General features: G+C 66.5%; 17 protein-coding genes and 2 tRNA genes. 14 read left to right on the forward strand and 5 right to left on the reverse strand.

Going from position 1 to position 23,308, the window contains the following annotated elements:
* Positions 1-55: 55 nt before the first annotated feature.
* From JGR68_RS05340 to JGR68_RS05350, 3 genes are all read left to right on the forward strand, one after another.
* Entirely contained in the window at positions 56-865 is an 810-nt protein-coding gene (locus tag JGR68_RS05340) for an ankyrin repeat domain-containing protein (protein ID WP_199361448.1), read from the forward strand.
* A 373-nt stretch (positions 866-1,238) separates the two neighbouring features.
* On the forward strand, positions 1,239-3,902 hold the full coding sequence (gene mobF, locus JGR68_RS05345; RefSeq protein WP_199361449.1) for a MobF family relaxase: 2,664 nt from the start codon (positions 1,239-1,241) through the stop codon (positions 3,900-3,902).
* Between the two features lie 65 nt (positions 3,903-3,967).
* Positions 3,968-4,228, forward strand: coding sequence for a hypothetical protein (locus JGR68_RS05350; RefSeq protein WP_199361683.1), 261 nt, complete (start codon positions 3,968-3,970; stop codon positions 4,226-4,228).
* A 366-nt stretch (positions 4,229-4,594) separates the two neighbouring features.
* Here JGR68_RS05350 and JGR68_RS05360 read toward each other — a convergent pair whose 3' ends face one another.
* The 5 genes from JGR68_RS05360 to JGR68_RS05380 form a co-directional block, all read right to left on the reverse strand.
* Positions 4,595-5,359, reverse strand: coding sequence for a DUF5710 domain-containing protein (locus JGR68_RS05360; RefSeq protein ID WP_199361451.1), 765 nt, complete (start codon positions 5,357-5,359; stop codon positions 4,595-4,597).
* Positions 5,360-5,522: 163 nt separating this feature from the next.
* Positions 5,523-5,918 (reverse strand): hypothetical protein, encoded by a 396-nt coding sequence (locus JGR68_RS05365; protein ID WP_199361452.1) that lies wholly within the window; start codon positions 5,916-5,918, stop codon positions 5,523-5,525.
* Positions 5,919-5,927: 9 nt separating this feature from the next.
* Entirely contained in the window at positions 5,928-6,347 is a 420-nt protein-coding gene (locus JGR68_RS05370) for a hypothetical protein (protein WP_199361453.1), read from the reverse strand.
* 68 nt (positions 6,348-6,415) lie between these two features.
* Positions 6,416-7,888 (reverse strand): DUF6035 family protein, encoded by a 1,473-nt coding sequence (locus JGR68_RS05375; RefSeq protein WP_199361454.1) that lies wholly within the window; start codon positions 7,886-7,888, stop codon positions 6,416-6,418.
* Between the two features lie 473 nt (positions 7,889-8,361).
* A complete protein-coding gene (locus tag JGR68_RS05380) occupies positions 8,362-9,825 on the reverse strand; it encodes a diguanylate cyclase (RefSeq protein WP_199361455.1) in 1,464 nt (487 codons plus the stop codon).
* A gap of 223 nt (positions 9,826-10,048) precedes the next feature.
* On the opposite strand from JGR68_RS05380, the gene JGR68_RS05385 reads away from it, so the two are divergent.
* The 11 genes from JGR68_RS05385 (at position 10,049) to JGR68_RS05435 (ending at position 23,300) form a co-directional block, all read left to right on the forward strand.
* Positions 10,049-12,646, forward strand: coding sequence for a TonB-dependent receptor (locus tag JGR68_RS05385; RefSeq protein WP_199361456.1), 2,598 nt, complete (start codon positions 10,049-10,051; stop codon positions 12,644-12,646).
* A 120-nt stretch (positions 12,647-12,766) separates the two neighbouring features.
* The gene (locus JGR68_RS05390) at positions 12,767-13,261 is read left to right on the forward strand and encodes a CinA family protein (RefSeq protein ID WP_199361457.1); all 495 of its coding nucleotides are present in this window, start codon (positions 12,767-12,769) and stop codon (positions 13,259-13,261) included.
* A gap of 153 nt (positions 13,262-13,414) precedes the next feature.
* Positions 13,415-15,097, forward strand: coding sequence for an AarF/UbiB family protein (locus tag JGR68_RS05395; RefSeq protein WP_199361659.1), 1,683 nt, complete (start codon positions 13,415-13,417; stop codon positions 15,095-15,097).
* A 33-nt stretch (positions 15,098-15,130) separates the two neighbouring features.
* A complete protein-coding gene (gene lexA, locus JGR68_RS05400; RefSeq protein ID WP_199361458.1) occupies positions 15,131-15,838 on the forward strand; it encodes a transcriptional repressor LexA in 708 nt (235 codons plus the stop codon).
* Positions 15,839-16,061: 223 nt separating this feature from the next.
* Positions 16,062-17,162, forward strand: a complete 1,101-nt coding sequence (gene recA / locus JGR68_RS05405; RefSeq protein WP_199361459.1) for a recombinase RecA — start codon at positions 16,062-16,064, stop codon at positions 17,160-17,162.
* A gap of 155 nt (positions 17,163-17,317) precedes the next feature.
* Positions 17,318-17,752 (forward strand): regulatory protein RecX, encoded by a 435-nt coding sequence (locus tag JGR68_RS05410; protein ID WP_234446601.1) that lies wholly within the window; start codon positions 17,318-17,320, stop codon positions 17,750-17,752.
* 139 nt (positions 17,753-17,891) lie between these two features.
* On the forward strand, positions 17,892-20,609 hold the full coding sequence (gene alaS, locus JGR68_RS05415) for an alanine--tRNA ligase (RefSeq protein WP_199361461.1): 2,718 nt from the start codon (positions 17,892-17,894) through the stop codon (positions 20,607-20,609).
* 140 nt (positions 20,610-20,749) lie between these two features.
* Entirely contained in the window at positions 20,750-20,953 is a 204-nt protein-coding gene (gene csrA / locus JGR68_RS05420; RefSeq protein ID WP_199361462.1) for a carbon storage regulator CsrA, read from the forward strand.
* A 71-nt stretch (positions 20,954-21,024) separates the two neighbouring features.
* A tRNA-Ser gene (locus JGR68_RS05425) sits at positions 21,025-21,117 on the forward strand.
* A gap of 60 nt (positions 21,118-21,177) precedes the next feature.
* Positions 21,178-21,254: transfer RNA gene (locus tag JGR68_RS05430), tRNA-Arg, on the forward strand.
* A gap of 273 nt (positions 21,255-21,527) precedes the next feature.
* Positions 21,528-23,300, forward strand: a complete 1,773-nt coding sequence (locus JGR68_RS05435; protein ID WP_199361463.1) for a right-handed parallel beta-helix repeat-containing protein — start codon at positions 21,528-21,530, stop codon at positions 23,298-23,300.
* The last annotated feature ends 8 nt before the right edge of the window (positions 23,301-23,308 follow it).

The following is a 23,308-nucleotide window of genomic DNA, read 5'->3' on the forward strand; positions in this document are numbered from 1 at the left end:
TTGCCAAAACCGACTTTGCAGAGAAAGTGGACAGACACATCCACAGGTCTGCCACATGTCGCTTTTCACTCCCGACGGGTTCTTACTCCCCGCTGATCTGCTCAAAGAACGCTTGATCGCAGGCGCAGACCCCAATGAATTGTTCACGGCCGATCGGGACGGCGAGCTGACCGCCAAATCCCCAGTCCTGGAAGCGGCTATGGATCCGGAACTGCTACCTCAGCTCCGGTTGCTTCTGAGTCATCGCGGACTTGCACGAAATCAGGCGGACCACGAAGGGCGAACCGCACTTCATCTGGCCGCACTGTACAACAACGGATCTGCGTTGAACCTTCTTTTACAGGCCGGCTTTCCTTGCTACGCCCGGGATACCTATCTGGCCACACCGCTTCACTATGCCTGTCAAAGTTCTACCCATCACTCACTGATATTGCTGCTGGCCTCCGGCGCTGACCCCAATGCAGTGAACATGGCCACCCGTACACCGCTGCGCGAGTGCCTCATGCTGTCTTCCTCAGGCTCGGGACTGACGGCGATTGAAGACAAGGTACGCCTGTTGCTTATTGCCGGGGCTGACCCCAACAAGGCGGACGGCGACGGCAACACTGCCCTCCACATGGCCGCAATGAACGGCTACAGCCGAATGGTGCGGATGCTGTTATCTGTCGGGGCCAACGCCAGGACACGAAATGACCGAGGGGACAGGCCAATTGACGCCGCACAGCGTCAGTGCGCAGCCCTACCTGAGGATCAGCGCAGGCCGTACCTGAGCACACTGCTGACTCTGTCAGAGCACGACAGAAACAGTCTCCAGGCCCATGTCGTTGCACTTCCTCGACCCGAGGCAGCGAGGCCGGAGCTTTGAGGTGGTTCTTGGTCCTGGGGCTGCTATTGAATGCTCAGGCGTTTGCAGCTTTTGGGGTGGGGGAGAGTCGGGCAACCGCTGCCGTGCATTTCCGGGTTGTCATCTTGCCCAAACTCGACACTCGCCTGATTTCAGACACCACCAAACCTCTTCCCCGCGGGCAAGCTCGTCAGGTTCGACGGCATGAAGACGGCACAACAACCATCACTGTCGTCGAGCCATGACTTGTCAAATCCCTCCCCTGACCGAAACTAGATAGATGTTCAAAGCCACAGACCTCAACTCCACAGGACATAACGCATACGGAGATGCGGTTATTGACTATGCGCTCAATACCCAGCCCTGGTCGATATATTTTGTAGGCGATGCTGGCATGGCCGAAGACACCATGCGCTGGGGTGGAGCAGGGGCAGAAATGCTCGCATTGCGCGGTAAGAAAGTTGAGCGAGAAGCCATGTTGGAGCTCGCTGCGGGCTACTCGCCCGACGGGTTGAAGACTGCCCTGTGCCAAAACGCCGGCGTCAAGCCGCAAAAGAAGGTCAAGCTCGACGCCCAGGGTAACCCCAGGCTCGACAGCAACGGTGATCCGATCACGAAGTGGGAGGGTGGCCACCAGGTCGGGTACGACTGTACCTACACAGCGCCCAAATCCGTCTCCTTTCTCATGGCCATAGCCACCCCAGAGGAGCGCGGCAAGATCATCGCTGCTCATCGTGCTGCGGCGAACACTTCCATGGAGCACTTAGCCGGGCTAATTGAGACGAGGCGAGGCAAGGGTGGGAAGGATGTCATCGGCATTGATGGCGCAGTCTGGGTGGCCTGCGACCACGCCACGGAGCGGGAGAATGGATTTCACCTCCACACGCACAATATTTTGTTCGGAGTGGCGCGTGGGGAGGATGGGAAATGGGGCACGTACGAGTCCAAGGAGATCTACCGCCACCAAAAGGTCGCAGATGCCATCTACATGTCCCACTTGGCTGAAGGGCTCCGAGAGTTGGGGTATGGCATCGAGCAAGACGCCAAACTCGACAGCCAGGGGCAGGACACGGGTGAGCGGGCTTGGCGTGTGGCAGGGGTGAGCAGGGATACGGAGTTGTTGTTCTCTGAGCGCCAGGCCCAGATCCACGAGGCCATGAAGTCAGGCATATCCAAGCAGCAGGCATGGAACCAGACGCGCAAGAGCAAAGACGAGCCGGAAATGACCGACCTGTTCGAAGAGTGGAAGCAGGTTGTGGCAAGCCACGGCCTGGATACAAATATCGAGAATTACAAGGGACTGGCCAGCGTGTTGGCTCCCGCCCGTAGCGATGAAGAAATCCTGCGAGCTTTGCACGAAACCACGGCCGTGGTCAGCGAGCCCGACATCATCTGGGCCGTCTACCAGGCCCGAGCGGGGCAAGCACCCCAGCAGCAAGAAGCCGACGTCGAGCGGCTCAAGGCCAATATGTACAAGGTCGCTCCAGAGCGGCAGGCAGCGATTGACCAAGGTACGAGCGTTGCCCGACGCCACTCCGAGTACCGCTACGCCGCCGAGTTCATCGTCAAATCCGAAGTTGATGTTCTCACGCGTGCCGAGCAGCGTAAGGATGACGAGTCGGTTCGTGTACCCAAGTCCACCCTTGACGAAGTCGTGGCCCAGTTCCAGAAGGAGAAGGGGTTCACTCTCTCCTCTGAGCAAAGCGCAGCCATTGAGCATCTGTGTGTTGACTCAGGAGGCCATGCCGTCATGGCGGGAGTGGCAGGTGCGGGCAAGACGACGGTGGCGGAGTTGTACAAGCGTGTCTTCGAAGCCAACGGCCAGCATGTCATCGGCGCATGCCAAGCCAAGAGTGCGGCCAGGAAGCTCACCGACGAGTCAGGCATTGAGGCCCTGACGATCAAGTCCATGCTCCACCGGCTGGATCAAGGCAAACCACTGACCAAGGACCATCCCACTCTGAACAGCAAATCCGTGGTGGTCATCGACGAGGCGGGAATGGTGGACACCGAGCGGGTCCGGCGCTTGATGGAACACGTAGACAAGAGCCAAGGTAAATTACTTCTCATGGGAGACTTGAAACAATTACAGGCGATTTCGGCTGGTTCAGGTATGGCCTTGGTCATGGACAAGATTGGCCACGCGGAGCTGACCGAAATTCGACGGCAGAAGGACGCGGCAGATCGAGACACTGCTGAGTCGTACTACGACAAGGATGCCGACGGCCGCATCATCCTCGGCCCTCGCGTAGAACCAAAATCGCGCAGTGAAGTTGCCCAGAAAAGTGCTTTCATCTTCAACAAGCTGGAGGCCAACGACTGTATTGATGCTTTCGACACCCGCGACCAGGCGATGAACGCCTGCGTGTCGGACTGGATGAAAAGCCCCCACAGCATCGACAACCGTCTCCTGTTGGCTCATGACCACGCCGACATCGCGGCACTGACGGGTAAAGTTCGCGACGCGCTGCGGGGGCAGGGCACATTGAAAGGCGAAGACCACACCTTTCAGGCCGCCCAGGGCCAAGGCAAGAATGAGCGCGTCTACAACATGAGCGTGGCAGTCGGGGATCGGGTACGCATTACGAAAAACGACAACAGCTTGGGCGTGGTCAACGGGGATATCGCCGAAGTCGAGGGTATCGCCCGCACGGAGACTGGTTCCTTGGCGTTGAACCTTCGTGTTGAGGGTCAGAAAGGAGCGCCCAGTTTTGTTGTGGCGGTGGACACACAGGAGTGGAACCATCTCTCTCACGGCTACTGCCGCACGGTCCACGGTGCCCAAGGGCAGGGCAATCCTGCCATCTTCCACTTCGCCAACGCGAAGATGATGGACAACCAGTCTGCGATGGTGGCTTTCACCCGACTGACATCACCCCGTGGCTACCGAATGTACGGCTCAGAGCTCGAAATTGATCAAATCCGCAACCGCCTCGGTGTCGACCGCTTCAAGCAAAACGCCACCCAGGAGGGCTTGATCGGCGACCAGCCCCACAGGATCAAGCCGGTCAGGGAGCCGGAGTACCGCAGGCGCGCAAGCCCAGGACTTGAGATTTAGAGCCCGCCGTACCCACGCCCCTGTTCGGCGGGCACAATGGTCGGCAAACCTCTTCGGATATCGCCATGTGCTCTGTCGTCGTTGGCCCAGTGAGCCGGTTGTGGAACGTGGAAGTTGTCTTGTGCAACCCCGACAACCCCGCCCGCGGCACGATCGTGTCCTCCGGCCACTCCACCCAAGAAGCGGCCACTGCCTACGGCAAGAAGCTGTGCAAGAACGCTCAGGGTTGCCACGATCCGCAGGTCAGGGTGCGCGCGACCCGAGAGCCCAGCGGAAACTTCTTCGAAACGGCAATCAGGTACGTCAATGAGAAGCCTGGCGCCTGACCGGCCAGCCCTTCGTCAGCATCGTGTACCAGGCCTGGGCCCTTCGCCATGGGCCCATCCGCCGCCCCAGCCTCACTACGACGTTGGGAGGTAGGACGTACACCCGCCACCAGCGGATATGCGCAATCCAACGCCAGACGAACTCCCGACGTTCTGCCTGGGCATAGGTGCCGCTGATTTCCTCTAAGATGACCATCCGGAGTGGATGTTCATTGGAACGATGCCAGCCTCCTGATGGTGCACTGTGCTGGGCAAATCGACGCTTCGGGTCTGTGCTCTGGCCGATATAAACCGCACGCTCAGAGTCGAACACCAGGGCGTATAGCCATCGTTTCCTGATTTGAAAGTCGCTTCGGCGAGGCGGTCTCACGCCTTCCTGGGGTTGAGCGCCAAAGTGGCCATGAAAGCTGAGATATCCATATCCGCGGGACGGATATCGTCCAGGTGGATCCACGCTTTCTTTTGCTGTTCGGGGGTTGGCAGTAGCACCTGTATGCCCGCGGCCTCGATGATAGACAGGTCCACATCCCATTCCATGCGCGAACGCCCCGCCCACTGCTCAAAGGCGGCGTGGACGTGCGCCATGGCCTGCTCGGCAGACCAGCCGTTGACCTGTTGGAGATGAGCAAACGCATCCTGGCGGTAGCCATGGAGTTGGGCGGTACCAAACTCAATGGCCCGCAGGCAGCGGGTACAGACACACACCAGGCGTCGCAGGACCTGGACGCCCTCGATGTATTCGAAGCGAGGGTGGACATCCAGATAGATCTCGTCGTCGGGATGTTCATGCCCCTTGCACACTTCACAGGTCTTGCCCGACCTTTGCCGGATACCCATCCGCACCCGCTTGAAATCCTCAGGACTCAGGCACGAGCGCAGGTTCGTCAGCCAGCATGTCGATGGAATAAGTTCCAGCGCCAGGGGCGGGTCATTTCCAAAGGTGGTGTGCTCACCAGGAAAGACGTAAACGGGAACAATTGGTTCTATGGCAGGCCAGTGCTTTGCCAGTGCCTGGGCAACCTCAGGTAGAGCATCCGGGGCAAACCACAGCTCCACATCCTTGGCCCAGCGGGCGCCTAAGGCTTTCGCTTGGGCTCGATCTGCGTGAGGAATTCGAAAGTAAGTAGGCATCCATCCAGGTTAGAAAACCCACTGGATTTGGCAACCACGCCAAGGTCGATTGCTACACACAAAAACACCCCCAGCGTCAGCCGGGGGTGGGGCGCATAGAGCCCAGCACCGAGGGCGAGGGAAGCCCGGTGCCAATCCCAGAATGGGGTCTACTTCTCCGCTGTCAATCCGCCGCGAAATTCATGGCGATACACTGGATAACCCGACCAGACATCAGAACGACCGTCCCACCCGGATCTCCCATGACATTTCCATACATGAGCGTTTCGGACTCCGAGTACTGATTGACAGCAGAGACATGCTGTCGAGTGGTGGGCTCACCCAGCAGTTCAATAACCTCTTCACGGGTCATCCCTGCCTTACATTCCCGCCAGTTCTCCATGTCCAGAGCTTTCGCTGAAGTCGAAGTGCTGGGAGCTTTCCCAGCAGCTCCTCGAGCCTCCAACTGCGCCATCCGCGCTTCCAGCCCCGCAATGCGGGCGGCAAGTTCTGCATTGGAAGGCTCTGCGGCCAGAACCTGGGATGACATCAGCACAACACCGATAAATAGCATGCGCATAGGGTTCCCCTAGATGTGCTTGTTGAGGGTAAGGCCCTCAGCGGCTTCTGCCGGAACCTCGGTAATCTCAGTCTCCCCGGTGGCTTCGGTCAGTGTCTCGATCTTGGTCAAAGCCAGCCGCGCCCCATCGTCGATGATGTCGAAGTGATAGGTATTCTGATACTTGCCCTTGAAGTTCGGGCGACTGGTCAGCGTCAGCTTGTCGCCTTTCCGCTTCCAGGTAGCTCCATAGACATCGCCGGAAAAGGGCTTGGTGCCCGCAAAAGCGGCGTCCGCCGTGGCGGTGGTGTTGAAGTCGATCTGCGCGATCTGGGACGAGTACTCCCCAGCAATCGGTGTTTCCGGCTCACTTGAACAGGCCCCTGCCGCCACCACAAAACCCAGCAGCACCGTACGCGCAACCATGGCCCCGAACTTGTACGCTTTCATCTGATCCCCTCCTTGGTGGTGAGCGCCGATACTGGCATGCAGATTGTCGGCTCCGCAACGGGGAACGCTCACCCAGATGCCGTATCCGCCACTCTCGCTGCGCGCACCCGTGCCACATACGATTGGGGCGTCTCTGCAAGCGCCTCCCGAGCACTGGGGAACAAAAATTCCAGCAGTGGCGCGTACTGGGTCGCCGGTGCGTATTCCACCGCGCCGTCGGCCCAAGCCTGGTGGTAAGTCCGCACTTTTTCCAGCCATGCGGCCCGATCACCTCGGGCCAGCAACTGGGCGCCCCGGTTGTACTTCCCCATCATCACTGAGAAGACAAACAAGGCTGGCTTGTGTGAGTTGTAAAGGGTGTTGGCAAGCTCAATGAGATGAGTCTGGCTGCCGCCTACCGGCCGCCCATGGACGGCGGAGTAGGCAGCCTGGAGCAAGGGAAAGATCGGATCCAGGCGAAAATGTTCTGGCAGGGCGAAGCCTCGCTTTCCGAACTTGGCTCTCACCACGCTCCACAACGCGTTGTTGTCGACGTGGTTGGGGTAGCCACGGATCATTTCATCCATCAGTGCACGCAGGGCTTCATCGCCTTCGAAGTCAGGTATGACGACTGGCTCTGCGGTCGGTTCCGACTCAACGCTAGGGCCAAGCAGCGCTCGAGCTGCCTCGTAGTCGAAGAAGTACGCCCTGGGCGCGCCAATTGAGCTGGTGTCAAAACTCAGCTGGTCGAACCCCACCAGCTGGATCATCTGGGCATTGTGTACTTGTCCATTTCTCAGCCTTGGCTCCTCCCAGGTACACCACAGCATGAAGCGGCCCTCCCGCTTCGATGAGGCCAGCGACTCCTCATCCACCAGGAAGGCATTGCGGTTGTTCGTGTGGAATACGTCGTCTTCGGCTTGGCGGAAGGCCGCAATGTCCAGGTCGCGGAAGAACCACAGCAGCCGGCCGACGTTGCGGCGGTAAAACGCCTGGCGCTGGGCCACGACCTCAACGAACGTCGTGGACAACTGGACTTCCAGAGCCACCCGCTGAGTGCCGTACATCGCCTGGACGTCGGGCTGGCGCCACCGTACGCCATCCTGGTCAAACCACCTCTCCTCAGTCTTCTTGTCGGAGAACCGCCGATCGCAGGCCAGGCTTTCGATGAGCAGCTGCTTGTAGCGGATGTGCTCGGGACTTTCCTTGGTGTTGGCGTAGCGCAGGGCGCAGATGGCCTCATGCGTCAGCCCCTTCGTCCCGCCGCACTCGTCGGAGCGGTAGCGGTGTTTGAGGAAAAATCGGTTCTCGGTGTGCTTGTCCGCCGGCAGTGAGCGCAGGACCATGGGCTTGCGGCACTTCTGGCAGACGTACCGGACTCGGCCCTCGATCAGGTCGTGTTCCAGGGCCAGGCGGCGATGCTCGATCAGCTCCCCGTAATCCCCTACGCCAATGAACTCCCCGAGCGTGAGGTTGGCACCCGTGGCCAGGTCCAGCACCCCGTAATGGGGGTTGTGAGCCAGGGTGGTCTTCCGATGAGCCGGGCTTGTCGTCTGGTCCATGGATTTGAGCGCGGTTGGCTCAGGACCATACCGGCCTTGTCTCTCATGTGCTGAGACTGCCTCTGATCAGGGAAACGTACCCCGCTGACCTGGCGATAGGGGAGTGTGTTTCCTGTGGCTAATAGGCCGTGGCTAAGCGTTCTACCTACTCGGGGAGGGCAGCATCAGCCGGTATGGGAACAGCGCCAATCTTGGCTATCTGAGTACCAAGTAAGCCCCAGTGAACCACTGTGGACCAGCTAAAAATAGCCAAGCAATAGCCACGGGACTGCTGTTGTGGTGCTACACTGGCTAAGTTGCCGCGCAAGCCGTTGATAACGCTGGAGAAAACTTATATCACTGTGCCCGCATACCTATGATGCTTCATCAGGGGCGTGTGTTCGGGCGTCTTGTCCAGCGTCATGCGTCCGGCGTGCAGGGTGCGCGCGGCGCGCGCGCAGGACACCGGATTGTAGCCGGGCGGGGCGGTCCGCTCAGCGGCGCAGGGCCTGCGCGCCGGGCGGATCGGGCAGGCCGCCGTCGTCGACCACGACGCGGTCGCGGCCGCCGCGCTTGGCCGCGTACATGGCCGCGTCCGCACGGGCCAGGACCCGTTCGTAGTCGGGGTGGCCGTCCTGGACCGCGACGCCGATGCTGCCGGTAAGCTGGAGCGTGCTGCCGTCGGCCAGGGCGACCGGCGCCAGGGCGATGGCGTTGCGCAGGCCTTCGGCGATCGCGACCGCGTCTTCGCGCGACACCGAGCCGAGCACCACCACGAACTCCTCGCCGCCGTAGCGGAACAGGTAGTCGCTGCCGCGGGTGTTCTCCACCAGCAGCGCGGCGACGTGCTTCAGTGCGCGATCACCGGCCTCGTGGCCGTGGGTGTCGTTGATCGACTTGAAGTGGTCGAGGTCGAGCATGAGCACCGCGAACTGGCGCCCGGTATTGGCCTGCAGCGCGATCTCGCGGCGCAGGATGGTCGGCAGGAAGCGGCGGTTGAGCAGCCGGGTGAGGGCGTCGCGGCCCGATTCCAGGTCGCCGATGCCGTCGAACATCATCGACACCAGGCTGCGGATGGCGTCGGCGCCGACGCGCAGTTCGTCGAGCAGCTCGCGGCGGTCGGCATGGGTCAGCGCTTCGGGCAGGCGTGCGCGCAGGGTGCTGTCGATGCGCGCGGCGATCAGGTTCACCTCGCGGGTCTCGCCGGTGTCGCCGAAGCTCGCCATGCCCTTGTGCAGGAACCACAGGCCGAACTCGGAGTTGGAGATCTGCAGCGGCGTGGCCGCGCCCGGGTGCTCGGACATCAGCGCGTAGATCAGCGCGTTCTCCCAGGTCAGCAGCAACGCGCGCTGGCGCTCGCGCTCGGTGCCGATGTTCTGGATCAGCGAGAACAGGCGGAAGGCGCCGTCGACCTGGCCGGCAGCCTCGCGCGAGCGGGTGTAGGCGCGCGTCATCGACTCCAGCGCGATGTCGACCAGGCCGTTCGCGCACAGGATCGCCTCGATCGCCAGCGCTTCGCTGCCGGCGTGCCGGCGGATCCCGGCGTGGAGGTCGTCCTTGAGCATGCGGCCGCCGCGCGCCACCAGGTCGACCGGGATGCCGATCCGCGCGTGGACCTGGCCGACGTGCTCCTGGGTGGCCTGCAGCGCGTTGACGTCGCCGGCACGGGCCGACAGCAGCGCCACCAGCCAGCGCTGCAGCGACGGCTTCAGGCGCTCGCGCACCTGGTCGACGTTGAGGTAGCGCGAGGCCCGGGGGTCTTCCAGCATGTCGCCATAGAAATGGTCGGCCACGACCTGGCCGCCCTCGGCCACGACCACCGCCAGCAGCGCCCGGACCTCGTCGGACAGCGCGTCGACGCGGCGCGCCCAGTCGGCGGCAAGCCTCGGATCCGGCGTCGATTCGGCCGTGGGACGGGCATGGCCCGCGGCGGGAAGGGGGGCTGGATGGACGGCCATCCGGATATTGTCGCCCGCTCCGCCAGGCGCGTGGTGAACGCGCCGCGCCGGGAGTGGAACGCACATACGCATGCGTCCGGAAGTGTGCTAGCGTCCGGCGCAAGGTTGCGTTACCGCAGCGCCCGGCCAGTCCCCCCACGCAGGCCCGGCGCATCTGTCTCATGGCGCATGCCATGGCAGCGGTCGCACCGACGTCGATGACATCCATCCGTAGGGGGACACCATGGTCTCAGGCCATCCGCAACGCCACGCGCTCGCCACCGCGCTTCTCGCCATCCTCGCAAGTCCCGCCCTGCTGTCCACGGCCCACGCCCAGGACGCCACGCCCGCGGTCGAGGACCGGCCCACCACGCTCGCCGGCATCACGGTCACCGCGCAGAAACGCGAGGAGGCCCTGCAGGACGTGCCGATCGTCGTCAACGTCCTCGACGCGCAGCTGCTCCAGGACACCGGGGTTCGCGACATCAAGGACATGCAGGTGCTGGTGCCCGGCCTGACCGTGACCAGTACCCAGTCCGCGGCGCAGACCACCGCGCGCATCCGCGGCATCGGCACCGTCGGCGACAACGCCGGCCTGGAATCCTCGGTCGGTGTGGTGATCGACGGCGTCTACCGCTCGCGCAACAGCGTCGGCTTCGGCGACCTGGGCGAGGTCGAGCGCATCGAGGTGCTGAAGGGCCCGCAGGGCACGGTCTTCGGCAAGAACACCTCGGCCGGCGTGATCAACGTGGTCACCCGTCGCCCCAGCTATTCGCAGAGCGCCGAAGCGGAGATCACCGCCGGCAACTACGGGCTGATCGGCGTGTCCGGCGGCTACAACGACGCGCTGGGTGATCGCGCCGCCTTCCGCGTGTTCGCGGCCAAGCGCGACCGCGACGGCGTCGACGAGGTCCGGACCGGCGGCGGCCCGCGCAAGGCGACCGACGACGGCGACCAGAACTACCACACCGTGCGCGGCCAGCTGCTGCTCGAACCCACCGACACGCTCGACATCAACTTCAGCGCCGACTACAGCAGCCGCGAGGAGAACTGCTGCGTCACGGTGACCACGCAGCGCGGCCCGACGGCCGCGATCATCAACGCGCTGACGCCGGGCGGCGAGGGCATCATCCCGACCGCGGACCCGGAGCGCCGCCTGGCCTACTCCAACCGTTCGACCGAGCAGGACCTCAAGGACAAGGGCGTGTCGATGCAGGTGGACTGGGACTCGTCCTGGTTCGGCAACGCCACCCTGACCTCGATCACCGCCTTCCGCGACTGGCAGGCGATCAACGGCCTCGACTTCGACTACAGCGGCGCCGACATCCTGTATCGCGCGCCGGACGCCGACGAGTCGCTGACGCGCTTCGAGACCTTCAGCCAGGAGCTGCGCCTGACCGGCTCGACCGATCGCCTCGACTGGATGGTGGGCTTCTTCTATTCCGACGAGGACCTGGACCGCAACGACTCCTACCGCTTCGGTGCCGCCTACGAGCCGTATCTGTCGACCCTCGTGGGCACCCAGGTGCTGGGCGCCGTGGCCGCGCAGCTGGCGCCGCTGGGGCTGACGGTGAACCAGGCCAATCCCGCGACCTTCCTCTCGCAGGTGTCGGGCCGGCCCTTCGGAACCAACTACCAGGGACTGGCGGCGCTGGACCGGCACGACCAGAACGCACGCACCACCGCGATCTTCACCAACAACACCTTCCACGCCACCGACGCGCTCGACATCACCCTGGGCCTGCGCTACACGCACGAGAAGAAGGAGCTGCACTCGGTCTACAGCAATCCCAACGGCAGCATCGGCTGCGGCTCCACGCTGGCCAATCCGGCCGCGCGCGTGGGCGGGGCGCTGGCGCAGCGCATCAACAACTTCGCCCTGCTGCCACCGGCGCTGCAGCAGCAGCTGCTCGGCGCCCTGGTGCCGGTGGTCGCCCCGCAGGTGGCCGGCTTCATGTGCCTGCCCTGGGCCAACATCGCCCACAACGGCCGCGACGTCGAGCAGTCGCGGACCGAGAAGGAGTGGTCGGGCACGGTGAAGGTCGCCTACGACTGGTCCGACGACGTCATGACCTATGCCTCGGTCGCGCGCGGCTACAAGGCCGGCGGCTTCAACCTCGACCGCGTGCAGTCGTCCAACGGCCTGTCGAGCGGCGTCCAGGGGATCCTCCCGGTCGACGACACCTCGTTCCCCGGCGAGTTCGTCAGCAGCTTCGAACTCGGCGCCAAGAGCACCTGGGCCGACGGCAACCTGCTGCTCAACGCCGCGCTGTTCTACCAGGACTACAAGGACTTCCAGCTCAACAGCTTCCTGGGCACCAGCTTCGTGGTGCGCTCGATCCCCGAGGTGGTGTCGCGCGGCGTCGAGCTGGACCTGATGTGGCAGACCCCCATGCAGGGCCTGATGCTGCAGGGCGGCCTGACCTATGCCGAGACCGAGTATGGCGACGACCTGCTGCCCGACGCCGACCTCGCCCTGCTGCCCGGCAGCCAGATGAGCTTCGCGCCGAAGTGGTCTGGCAACGCCTCGGCCACCTACGAGTGGGACTTCGGCGCCAATTACCTGGGCCGCTTCAACATCGGCGCCAAGTACATGTCCGACTACAACACCGGCTCCGACCTCGATCCGCAGAAGGAGCAGGATGCCTACACCCTGCTCAACGCGCGCATCGGCTTCGGGCGCCAGGACAAGCGCTGGATGGTCGAGTTCTGGGGCCAGAACCTGACCGACGAGACCTACAAGCAGGTCGGCATCGACGCGCCGATCCAGGCCGGCTCGTGGAACGCCTTCCTCGGCGCGCCGCGGACCTACGGCGTGACGTTCCGGGTCAACTACTTCTGATCCAGGCGGTCCCTGCACGACCCGACGGCCCGCACACGCGGGCCGTTTCCGTTCCGGTCGCGCGCGACAAACCCGGCGCCCACCGCCGATACTGCGCACACCCTCCCCCGGAACCACGCCATGCACGTCTCCAGCGACGAGGCCCTCGCACAGCTTGCGCACGACACCGGCGCCCGCCTGCAGGCCAACCGCGACATGCTGGTCACCGCCGAAAGCTGCACCGGCGGCTGGATCGCCAAGGTGGTCACCGACATCGCCGGCTCCTCGGCCTGGTTCGACTGCGGCATGGCGGTGTACAGCTACGAGGCCAAGCAGGCGCTGCTGGGCGTGCGCCCGCAGACGCTGGAAGAACATGGCGCGGTCAGCCGCGAGACCGTGATCGAGATGGTCTCCGGCGCCCTGGTGCATTCCGGCGCCACGGTGGCGGTGGCGGTCACCGGGATCGCCGGCCCCGGCGGGGGCACCGAGGACAAGCCGGTCGGAACGGTCTGGATCGCCTGGAAGCGGCGCGGCGGCTATCCGCAGGCGCAGGTCTTCCAGTTCGCCGGCGACCGCGACGCGGTGCGCCGGCGGACCGTGGTGGAGGCGCTGTCGGGGTTGGAGCGGCTGTTCTGATCGTGCGGGCAGGGCGGGGGCAGGGAACGCATCCTGTCGGGTCCGCGCGCTTCCGCGAGGCAACGGGTACCGCCGGTATAGTTGCGCGATGACCCCTGGCCACGCCTGTCCCGTGCCCTCCGGTCCTGCCGTCCGGGAGGGCCGCCGGTGACCATGCTCGACGCCCTCGCGGGTGTCCGCGACCTGGGCCGGCTGCAGGAAATCGCCAGCGTCTTCGTGCGCCACGGCTTCGGCGACCTGGTGCGGCGCAGCGGCATCGCCGGCGCGCTCGAGCGGGCCGGGCGCCTGCTGCACCGGGATCCGGGCGAGGCGCGACGCGACATGACCCCGCCGCGGCGCCTGCGCTCCGCGCTGCAGGAACTCGGCCCCACCTTCGTCAAGCTCGGTCAGGTGCTGGGCACGCGCGTGGACCTGCTGCCGCCGGACTGGATCGCCGAACTGAGCCTGCTGCAGAACGCGGTGCCGGCGCTGCCGTGGGAGGCGATCCGTCCGCAACTGGTGGAAGACCTGGGCATGGATCCCGAACAGGCCTTTGCCCGCGTGGAGACGGTGCCGGTGGCCGCGGCGTCGCTCGCCCAGGCGCATCGCGCCTGGCTGCACGACGGCACCGCGGTGATCCTCAAGGTGCGCCGCCCCGGCATCGTCGGCGTGGTCGAGGCGGACCTGCGGTTGATGGCCCGGCTGGCGGACATGATCGAGTCGCAGCTGCCGGACCTCCGGCGCTACCGGCCGGTCGAAGTGGTCCGGCAGTTCCGCGATTCACTGCGCCGCGAGCTCGACTTCGCCGCCGAGTGCCGCAACGCCGAGCGCATCGCCGCCAACTTCTCCGCCGATGCCGGCGTGGTGATCCCGCGGGTGCACTGGCAGTGGACCTGCGAGCGGCTCAACGTGCAGGACTTCATCGACGGCATCCCTGCGGGCGACCTGGCCGCGGTGGACGCGGCGGGCCTGGACCGCACCGCGCTGGCGCGTGCGGGCACCGGCATCGTGCTGGAGATGCTGCTCGAGGACGGGCTGTTCCATGCCGATCCACACCCCGGGAACCTCTTCTTCCTGCGCGACGGACGCATCGCGATCATCGACTTCGGCATGGTCGGCCACCTCGGCGACCGCCGGCGGCTGGAGATCGCACGCCTGCTGCACGGCATGGTGGTGCAGGACGCCGAAGCGGTGGCCGACATCCTGCTGCACTGGAGCATCGGTGGCGAGGTCGACGAGGAGCGGCTGGAGTCCGACACCGCCACCCTGGTCGACCGCTACCGCGGCGTGCCGCTCAAGGACCTGCGCATGGGCACGATGCTGTCCGATGCCGCGGGCCTGCTGCGTGCCCACGGCCTGGTGCTGCCGCCGGACCTGGCGCTGGTGATCAAGGCCTTCCTGACCCTGGAAGGCTTCGGGCGCCAGCTCGATCCGGACTTCGACATGGCGACCGAAGCCAGGCCGTGGCTGGAGCGCGTGATGCTGCGGCGCTATGCGCCGTCGGTGCTGGCGAAGCGCGGGCGCCGCGGGCTGGCCGGCATGCTGGAATTCGGCGCCGAGCTGCCGCGCGACCTTCGGCGGCTGCTGCGCGCCGCCCGCGGCGGCCGGCTGGGCGCGCGCATCGACATTCCCACCCTCGACGCCTTCGGCGACCGCATCGACCGCGCGGCCAGCCGGTTGACGATGGGGGTGATCACTGCGGCGCTGATCATCGGCTCCTCGATCGTGATGAACAGCGTCGGTGGCGGGGCGCGCAACCAGTGGCTGATGGCGCTGGGGGTGGCGGGCTTCGTCGGCGCGGCGGCGCTGGGGGTGTGGATCGTCTATTCGATCTGGAAGGGCGCCCACAGGCGTTGATTCCGGATCTCGTTAGTAGTATTACTACTAACCATGGACATCACCGACACCCAGCAGGCCGTCCTGGCCCTGATCGCCGAGCGCATCGCGGAGGAGGGCATGCCGCCTTCCCAGGCCGAGATCGCACGCGCCTTCGGCTTCAGCAGCGTGCGGGCCGCGCAGTACCACCTGGAAGCGCTCGAGGCCGCCGGCGCGATCGAGCGCGTGCCGGGCCGCGCGCGGGGCATCCGCGTGCTGCGCGCGCCCGCCGCGGACCCCGCCGCCTCTGTAGGAGCGGCTACAGCCGCGATAGCCGGTGATGCGACCGCCAGATCGGGAATCGCGGCTGCAGCCTCTCCAACAGGACGCGGCATGGACGTTCTGGAACTCCCCGTCCTGGGCCAGGTGGCGGCCGGCGTCCCCATCGGCGCCGACATCGGCAGCGAGCAGATGGTGCTGATGGACCGCGCGTTCTTCTCGCCGGCGCCGGACTACCTGCTGCGCGTGCGCGGCGACTCCATGCGCGACGAAGGCATCTTCGACGGCGACCTGATCGGGGTGCACCGTACCGCCGACGCGCGTTCGGGCCAGATCGTCATCGCCCGCATCGACGACGAGATCACCGTCAAGCTGCTGAAGGTCGGCAAGGACCGGATCCGCCTGCTGCCGCGCAACCCGGACTACGAGCCGATCGAGGTCGCGCCTGGCCAGGACTTCGCGATCGAAGGCCTCTACTGCGGCCTGGTGAGGCCGAACCGGTGAGCGGCTGCCGGCCCGCCAGGCAGCCCTCGCCTGGCGACGGTGCCCCACCTGCAGGAGCGGCTACAGCCGCGACCGCCTTCCACCCACGCCGGCACGGGCCATCACCTGCTGCCCGGCCCGGTTTCCACCCTTCAATCTGGATCGGCATTCCAGGTCGCAGTCCCTGCGACCACCTGCCTGCACACTGATTCCATTCCCGAATACACGAGCTGAGGACACCACGATGGACGAGAACAAGAAGCGCGCGCTTTCCGCCGCACTGGGCCAGATCGAGAAGCAGTACGGCAAGGGCTCGGTGATGCGCATGGGCGACCGCGTCGCCGAAGTCATCCCGGTGATCCCCACCGGCTCGCTGCTGCTCGACGTCGCGCTCGGCATCGGTGGCCTGCCCAAGGGCCGCGTGGTCGAGGTCTACGGCCCGGAGTCGTCGGGCAAGACCACGCTCACCCTGCAGGCCATCGCCCAGTGCCAGAAGCAGGGCGGCACCGCGGCCTTCATCGACGCCGAGCACGCGCTCGATCCCACCTATGCGCAGAAGCTGGGCGTCAACGTCGACGACCTCCTGGTCTCGCAGCCGGACACCGGCGAGCAGGCGCTGGAAATCGCCGACATGCTGGTGCGCTCGAACGCGGTCGACATGGTGGTGGTCGACTCGGTCGCCGCGCTGACGCCCAAGGCCGAGATCGAGGGCGAGATGGGCGACCAGCTCCCCGGCCTGCAGGCGCGCCTGATGAGCCAGGCGCTGCGCAAGCTGACCGGCAACATCAAGCGCAGCAACTGCCTGGTGGTCTTCATCAACCAGCTGCGCCACAAGATCGGCATCATGATGCCGGGCCAGAGCCCGGAGACCACCACCGGTGGCAACGCGCTCAAGTTCTACGCCTCGGTGCGCCTGGACATCCGCCGCATCGGCGCGATCAAGAAGGGCGACGAGATCATCGGCAACCAGACCCGCATCAAGGTGGTCAAGAACAAGATGGCGCCGCCGTTCAAGCAGGTCATCACCGAGATCCTCTACGGCGAGGGCATCAGCCGCGAGGGCGAGCTGATCGACATGGCCGTGGATGCCAAGCTCGTGGAGAAGGCCGGCGCCTGGTACAGCTACGGCGACGAGCGCATCGGCCAGGGCAAGGAGAATGCCCGCCAGTACCTCAAGGAGAACGTCGCGGTGGCCGAGCGCCTGGAGGCCGAGCTGCGCGCGAGGATGGCGCCGCTCCAGGGTGCGGCCGCCGCCGTCGTGGAGGATGACGATGCCGGCGCCGAGGATGAAGGCGAAGGCGAGGGCGCGACGGTCGCCAAGCGCGGCCGGGGCGCCAGGGCCTGAGCATGGGCGGGGCCGGCAGCTTCGGCCGCCGTCGCCGCGGCACCGGTTCTGGCTCGGGCGTCGACTCCGGCTCCGGCTCCGCCGAGGGAGCCGGGGAGGGGACGTCCGCGCCGGAGCGCAGGCGTCGGCCGGAGCCCACGCCCGGCCAGCGGGCGATGGGCCTGCTGGTCCGGCGCGAGCATTCGCGCAAGGAGCTCGCGCGCAAGCTCGAAGCGCGCGGAGTGGACGGCGACGAGGCCGCGGCCACCGTCGCACGCATGGCGGAGGCGGGCTGGCAGGACGACGCGCGCTTCGCCACCGGACTGGCGCGCTCGCGCGCACTGGCCGGATACGGGCCGCTCAGGATCCGCGCCGAGCTGTCGACCCATGGCCTGGGCCAGGATCTGGTCCAGGCGGCCTTCGACGCCCTGTCCGAGTCCGGCGATGACGACTGGCGGACGATGGCCCGCGGCTTGGTGGAGCGCCGGCATGGTGCCGGCGTGGCCGATGACCCGGCGCTGCGGCGCAAGGCCGCCGACTTCCTGTTCCGCCGCGGTTTCGACGGCGACACCGTGCGCGCGGCCACCGCGTTCGACTTCGACGACGCCTGACCGCTGGGGGGGGGGGAGCCTCTGGATCTGCCCGGCCTGCTAACCTAACGGGGACCCGAGCGCCAGCGCCCGGCACCCGCGCAGGCCGAGGCCGGCAGGGCGCCGGCGCGGCTGCGCCCCCACCCTGCCTGCAGCCTCCATGCCCTCCGAACCGACTCCCGCACGCCCGACCACGGCCGACATCCGCCGTGACTTCCTCGACTTCTTCAGCGGCCGTGGCCACACGATCGTGCCCTCCGCCCCGCTGGTGCCCGGCAACGATCCGACCCTGCTGTTCACCAACTCGGGCATGGTCCAGTTCAAGGACGTGTTCCTGGGCGCGGAGAAGCGCAGCTATGTGCGCGCGGCCGACGTCCAGCGCTGCCTGCGCGCCGGCGGCAAGCACAACGACCTCGACCAGGTCGGCTACACCGCGCGACACCACACCTTCTTCGAGATGCTGGGCAACTGGTCGTTCGGCGACTACTTCAAGCGCGACGCCATTGCCTGGGCCTGGGAGCTGCTGACGGAGGTGTGGAATATCCCGGCCGAGCGCCTGGTGGTCACCGTCTACCACACCGATGACGAGGCCCACGGCATCTGGCGCGACGTGATCGGCGTGCCCGAAGACCGCATCATCCGCATCGGCGACAACAAGGGCGCGCCGTTCGCCTCCGACAACTTCTGGCAGATGGCCGACACCGGCCCCTGCGGTCCCTGCACCGAGATCTTCTACGACCACGGCGCCCACATCGCCGGTGGCCCGCCGGGCTCGCCCGACGAGGACGGCGACCGCTACATCGAGATCTGGAACCTGGTGTTCATGCAGTTCGACCGCCAGCCCGACGGCCGCCTCGACCCGTTGCCGGCGCCCTGCGTCGACACCGGCATGGGCCTGGAGCGTCTGGCCGCGGTGCTGCAAGGCGTGCACGGCAACTACGAGATCGACCTGTTCCAGGCGCTGATCGCCGAGGCCGCACGGCTCACCGGCACCGCGGACCTCGGCAACAAGTCGCTGCGCGTGATTGCGGACCACATCCGCGCCTGCAGCTTCCTGGTCGCCGACGGCGTGCTGCCCTCGAACGAAGGCCGCGGCTACGTGCTGCGCCGGATCATCCGCCGCGCGCTGCGCCATGGCTGGATGCTGGGCGTGCGCCAGCCGTTCTTCCACAAACTGGTCGGCACCTTGGACGCACAGATGGGCGAGGCCTATCCGGTGCTGCGCGAGCAGCGCGCGCTGGTGGAGCGCGCGCTGCTCGCGGAAGAAGAGCGCTTTGCCGAGACTCTGGACAGCGGCATGCGCATCTTCGACGAGGTCGCGGCCCGCAGCGCCGGTCCCGCTTCAAACGGCGTGATCCCGGGTGCCGATGCCTTCCGCCTCTACGACACCTACGGATTCCCCCTGGACCTGACCGCCGACATGGCGCGCGAGCGCGGCATGGGCGTCGACACCGCGGGCTTCGACGCCGCAATGGCCCAGCAGCGCGAGACCGCGCGCGCGGCCGGCAAGTTCGGCGGCGGCACGACGCTGCCGGCCGAGCTCGTGGCGCGGATCGCGCCCACAGGCTTCCTCGGATATGACCAGGTCGAGGCCGCAGGGCTCGAGGTCGTCGCCATCCTGCGCGCCGGGGTTCCGGTCGAGCGCATCGATGCCGGCGACGAGGCGATCGTCCTCCTCGACCGCACGCCGTTCTATGCGGAGTCCGGCGGGCAGGTCGGCGACACCGGCAGCCTGGCTTCCGGGAACGCGGACGGGCCGGGCGTGCCAGACGCTGCAGGCGCCGGGCGCCCTGGAACCGTGTTCCGCGTCGACGACACCCGCAAGTTCGCCGGCCAGTTCCACGGCCACGTCGGCGAGCTGCAGGCGGGAACGCTTGCCGTCGGCGATCGGCTGGGCGGCAGGGTCGATGCCGCGCGTCGCGGCACCATCGTGCTCAACCACAGCGCCACCCACCTGCTGCACGGCGCGCTGCGCGAGCGGCTGGGCACGCACGTGGCACAGAAGGGTTCGCTGGTCGCGCCCGACCGGCTGCGCTTCGACTTCTCGCATTTCGAGCCGATCAGCGCCGCCGAGCTGCGCGACATCGAGCTCAGCGTCAACGACGAGGTCCGCGCCGACCACGGGGTCGAGATCCGCGAGATGGGCATGCAGGACGCGATCGACGCCGGCGCCATCGCGCTGTTCGGCGAGAAGTACGGCGAGCGCGTACGCGTGGTCAGGATGGGCGGTTCGGTCGAGCTCTGCGGCGGCACCCACGTCGGGCGCACCGGCGAGATCGGGCTGTTCAAGCTGGTGTCCGAGGGCGGTGTCTCCGCCGGCGTGCGCCGCGTCGAGGCCGTCACCGGCCGCGCCGCGCTGGAACACGTTGCGCGCGAGGAGGCCCGGCTCGAAGAGGCCGCGCGCCTCCTCGGTGGCACGACGGCCGAGGTCGCCGACAAGCTCCGCGCACTCCTCGATCGACAGAAGAAGCTCGAGCGCGAGCTGGACACCCTGAAGGCGCGCGCCGCCAGCAGCGCGACCGCCGACCTGTCGGCCGGCGCGGTGGAGGTGGGCGGGATCAAGGTGCTGGCCGCGCGCATCGAGGGCCTCGACGCACGTGCGCTGCGCGATGCACTGGACCGCTGCAAGCAGCAGCTTGGCGATGCCGTGGTGCTGCTGGCCGGCGCCAGCGATGGGCGCGCGGCCCTGGTCGCCGGCGTCAGCGGCGCAGCGCTCGGACGCATCAAGGCCGGCGAGCTGCTCTCGGCGGTGGCGACACAGGTCGGCGGCAAGGGCGGAGGTCGGCCGGACATGGCCCAGGGCGGTGGCGAGGACGGGCCCGCGCTGCAGGCCGCGCTGGCCGCCGTGCCCGACTGGGTCGCCGCACACCTGTCCTGAACGCAGCCATTCTCCGTTACTTTCTGCATACATCGCGGCCGTGCGAGCGCCCGCTATGATGTTCAGCTAGGTGATCAAACCGGGTGGCGCCTCCAGGCGCCTCCACCAGACCGGGCGCAGAACCGGCTCAGGAGTTCCACATGTTGATTTTGACCAGGCGGGTCGGCGAGACGCTCATGATCGGTGATTCGGTCACCGTGACCGTGCTCGGCGTCAAGGGCAACCAGGTGCGCGTCGGCATCACCGCGCCCAAGGATGTCTCCGTCCACCGCGAGGAGATCTACCAGCGAATCCACCGCGACGACGCCGCGGCGCCGGGCGGTCAGGAGGAGGACGCGGACTGACGTTTGCCGGTTTCGCGTCGAGCCGGTATTCTTACGCACCTCGACGGCCGCAGGCCGCGAGCGTTTCACCCGGAGACTTGCCCGAGAGGCCGAAGGGGCTCCCCTGCTAAGGGAGTATGGGGTCAAAAGCTCCATCGAGGGTTCGAATCCCTCAGTCTCCGCCAGTTCCATCGAGATGATTGACGAACGTCATTCGCCTCTTCATAATTCCGCTTCTGCACGACGCGCCCGTAGCTCAGCTGGATAGAGCACCAGGCTACGAACTTGGGGGTCGGAGGTTCGAATCCTTCCGGGCGCGCCATCGCACAGAGTAGAAAGGCCAACGGTCATCCCGTTGGCCTTTTTGCTTTTCCGGCATCTTTGTTTCGGCATTGCGGCCTTGCTGGATTCCGGTCCGTACAGCGCCTGACGCCCGGCTGACGGCGGATCTGCCCGCCGGGAAAACGTGATCGGGGGCACGATTGCGTGAAGGAACCGCCGGTAGCATGCGGCGTTCCGGTGGCCCCCGCCGCCGGAAGATCCTTCCCGCGGCGCCGAACAGGGGCGACGCCGCAAATCCCCTGGAGTCCACCCGATGCGATTATGTTCACGCACTGACCTGTTTGCGCCTGCGCACCTTGCCGCCGGCGGTCCCGCTTCAAGGCCTTCGCGCAGGCTTCCCCCAAAGCGCCACCTTCTGGCTTCGGCCACCTTCCTGCTCGCCACCGCCTCCGTCCCCGGCTTCGCCGCCGAGTGGTTCGTCTCCACGGCCGGCAACGACAGCTCGGGCAACGGTTCGCTGCAGAACCCCTTCCGCACCATCAAGCGCGCCACGTCGAACAGCGTTTCGTCGGCAGGCGACACGGTCACGGTGCGCGGCCCGGCGGGCAACGCCACCTACAACGAGTGCGAAGTGCGCCTGCGCCACCGGCTCGTGCTGCGCGCCTATCCGGGTGAACGCCCGCGCATCCACTGCAACGACATGTCGAATGACGTCGCGGTGCGGATCGACGTGGCGGGCTCCGGCAGCCGCGTCAGTGGCTTCGAGATCAGCGGCGGCTACTACGGCGTGATGCTGATGACCAACTGGTACCAGGGCGGCCCGTCCGGCAACCACGGTGCGCGCGACGTCGTGCTCGAGGACCTGCTGGTCCACCACACCGGGTTCGACGGCATCAAGGTCACGCCGAAGTCCGACAACGCGACGATCCGGCGCGTGGAGATCCATACCACCGGCGCCGGCTATCCGGCCGGTACGCCGGACGACGACAAGAACGCCGACGGCATCGACAACGTCAATGGTTCGGGCATGGTGGTGGAAGACAGCTACATCCACGACACCGCCACCACGGGCCTTTACTTCAAGGGCGGCGCCGCCGACGTCGTCATCCAGCGCAACCGCATCGAGAACACCGGCGACGCCGGCATCCTGGTCGGGTTCGACACCAGTCCGCAGTTCTTCGACCTGCAGCTCAACCCCGGCTATTACGAGGCGATCCGCGGCATCGTGCGCAACAACGTGGTGCGCAACACCGGCTACGCGGGCATCGGCCTGTATGCCTCGCGCGATTCCGTGGTGGCCAACAACACGATCATCAATGCCGCGCGTCGTGGCCATGCCGCGCTCTACTTCGGCGTGACCTTCCAGGACTGGGCTGACGCCGCGGGCCGTCCGGCCAACCGCACTGCGGTGCTGCGCAACAACCTCGTGATCCAGGATGGCGGCCGCTGCATCGACATCCGCCATTCGTCGGAGCTGGGCGGCCTTTCGGGCCTGGTCGGTGCGCCGGACAGCAACTTCAACGGCTTCCCGTCCAACTGCACGTTCCGCGACGGCCGTCCCGGCAGCAACCTGGGCAACGCCACCCTCGCGCAGTGGCGCGCCGCGAACGGCGCCGACGTCAACAGCACCGCCGCCGGCTTCAGCGTGTCGTCGACCGGTCACCTGCCCGCGGGCAGCCCGGCGATCGATCGCGGCGTGGCTCTGGCGCAGGTGCTCGACGACATCGACGGCGACGCGCGCCCGGTGAACTACGACATCGGCGCCGACGAATTCCGCGGTCCCGTGGTCGACGAGCCCGCGCCGCCGCCGCCGCCGCGCGATCGCAGGCGCCGCCGCGCCGACGTGCCGATGCCGCCGCCGGATTCCGGCAACGGCCCGGGCTCGCGCGTGCGCGACATCGAAATCCCCGCCGACCGCGGTCGCAACCCCGGCCCCGGTCCGCGGCCGAGGCCGCCGGGCGTCGGCGGCGCGACGGTGCCCGCGAGCGCGCCCGACGTCCGCATCACGCCGCCGGTCATGGCGGCCTGGGAGCGGATCCAGTCGTGGATTGGCACCGGCGACGCGCGGGACGCCGTCCAGCGCTGACCCGTCCG

Source organism: Luteimonas sp. MC1750 (assembly GCF_016615955.1).
Taxonomy (GTDB): domain Bacteria; phylum Pseudomonadota; class Gammaproteobacteria; order Xanthomonadales; family Xanthomonadaceae; genus Luteimonas.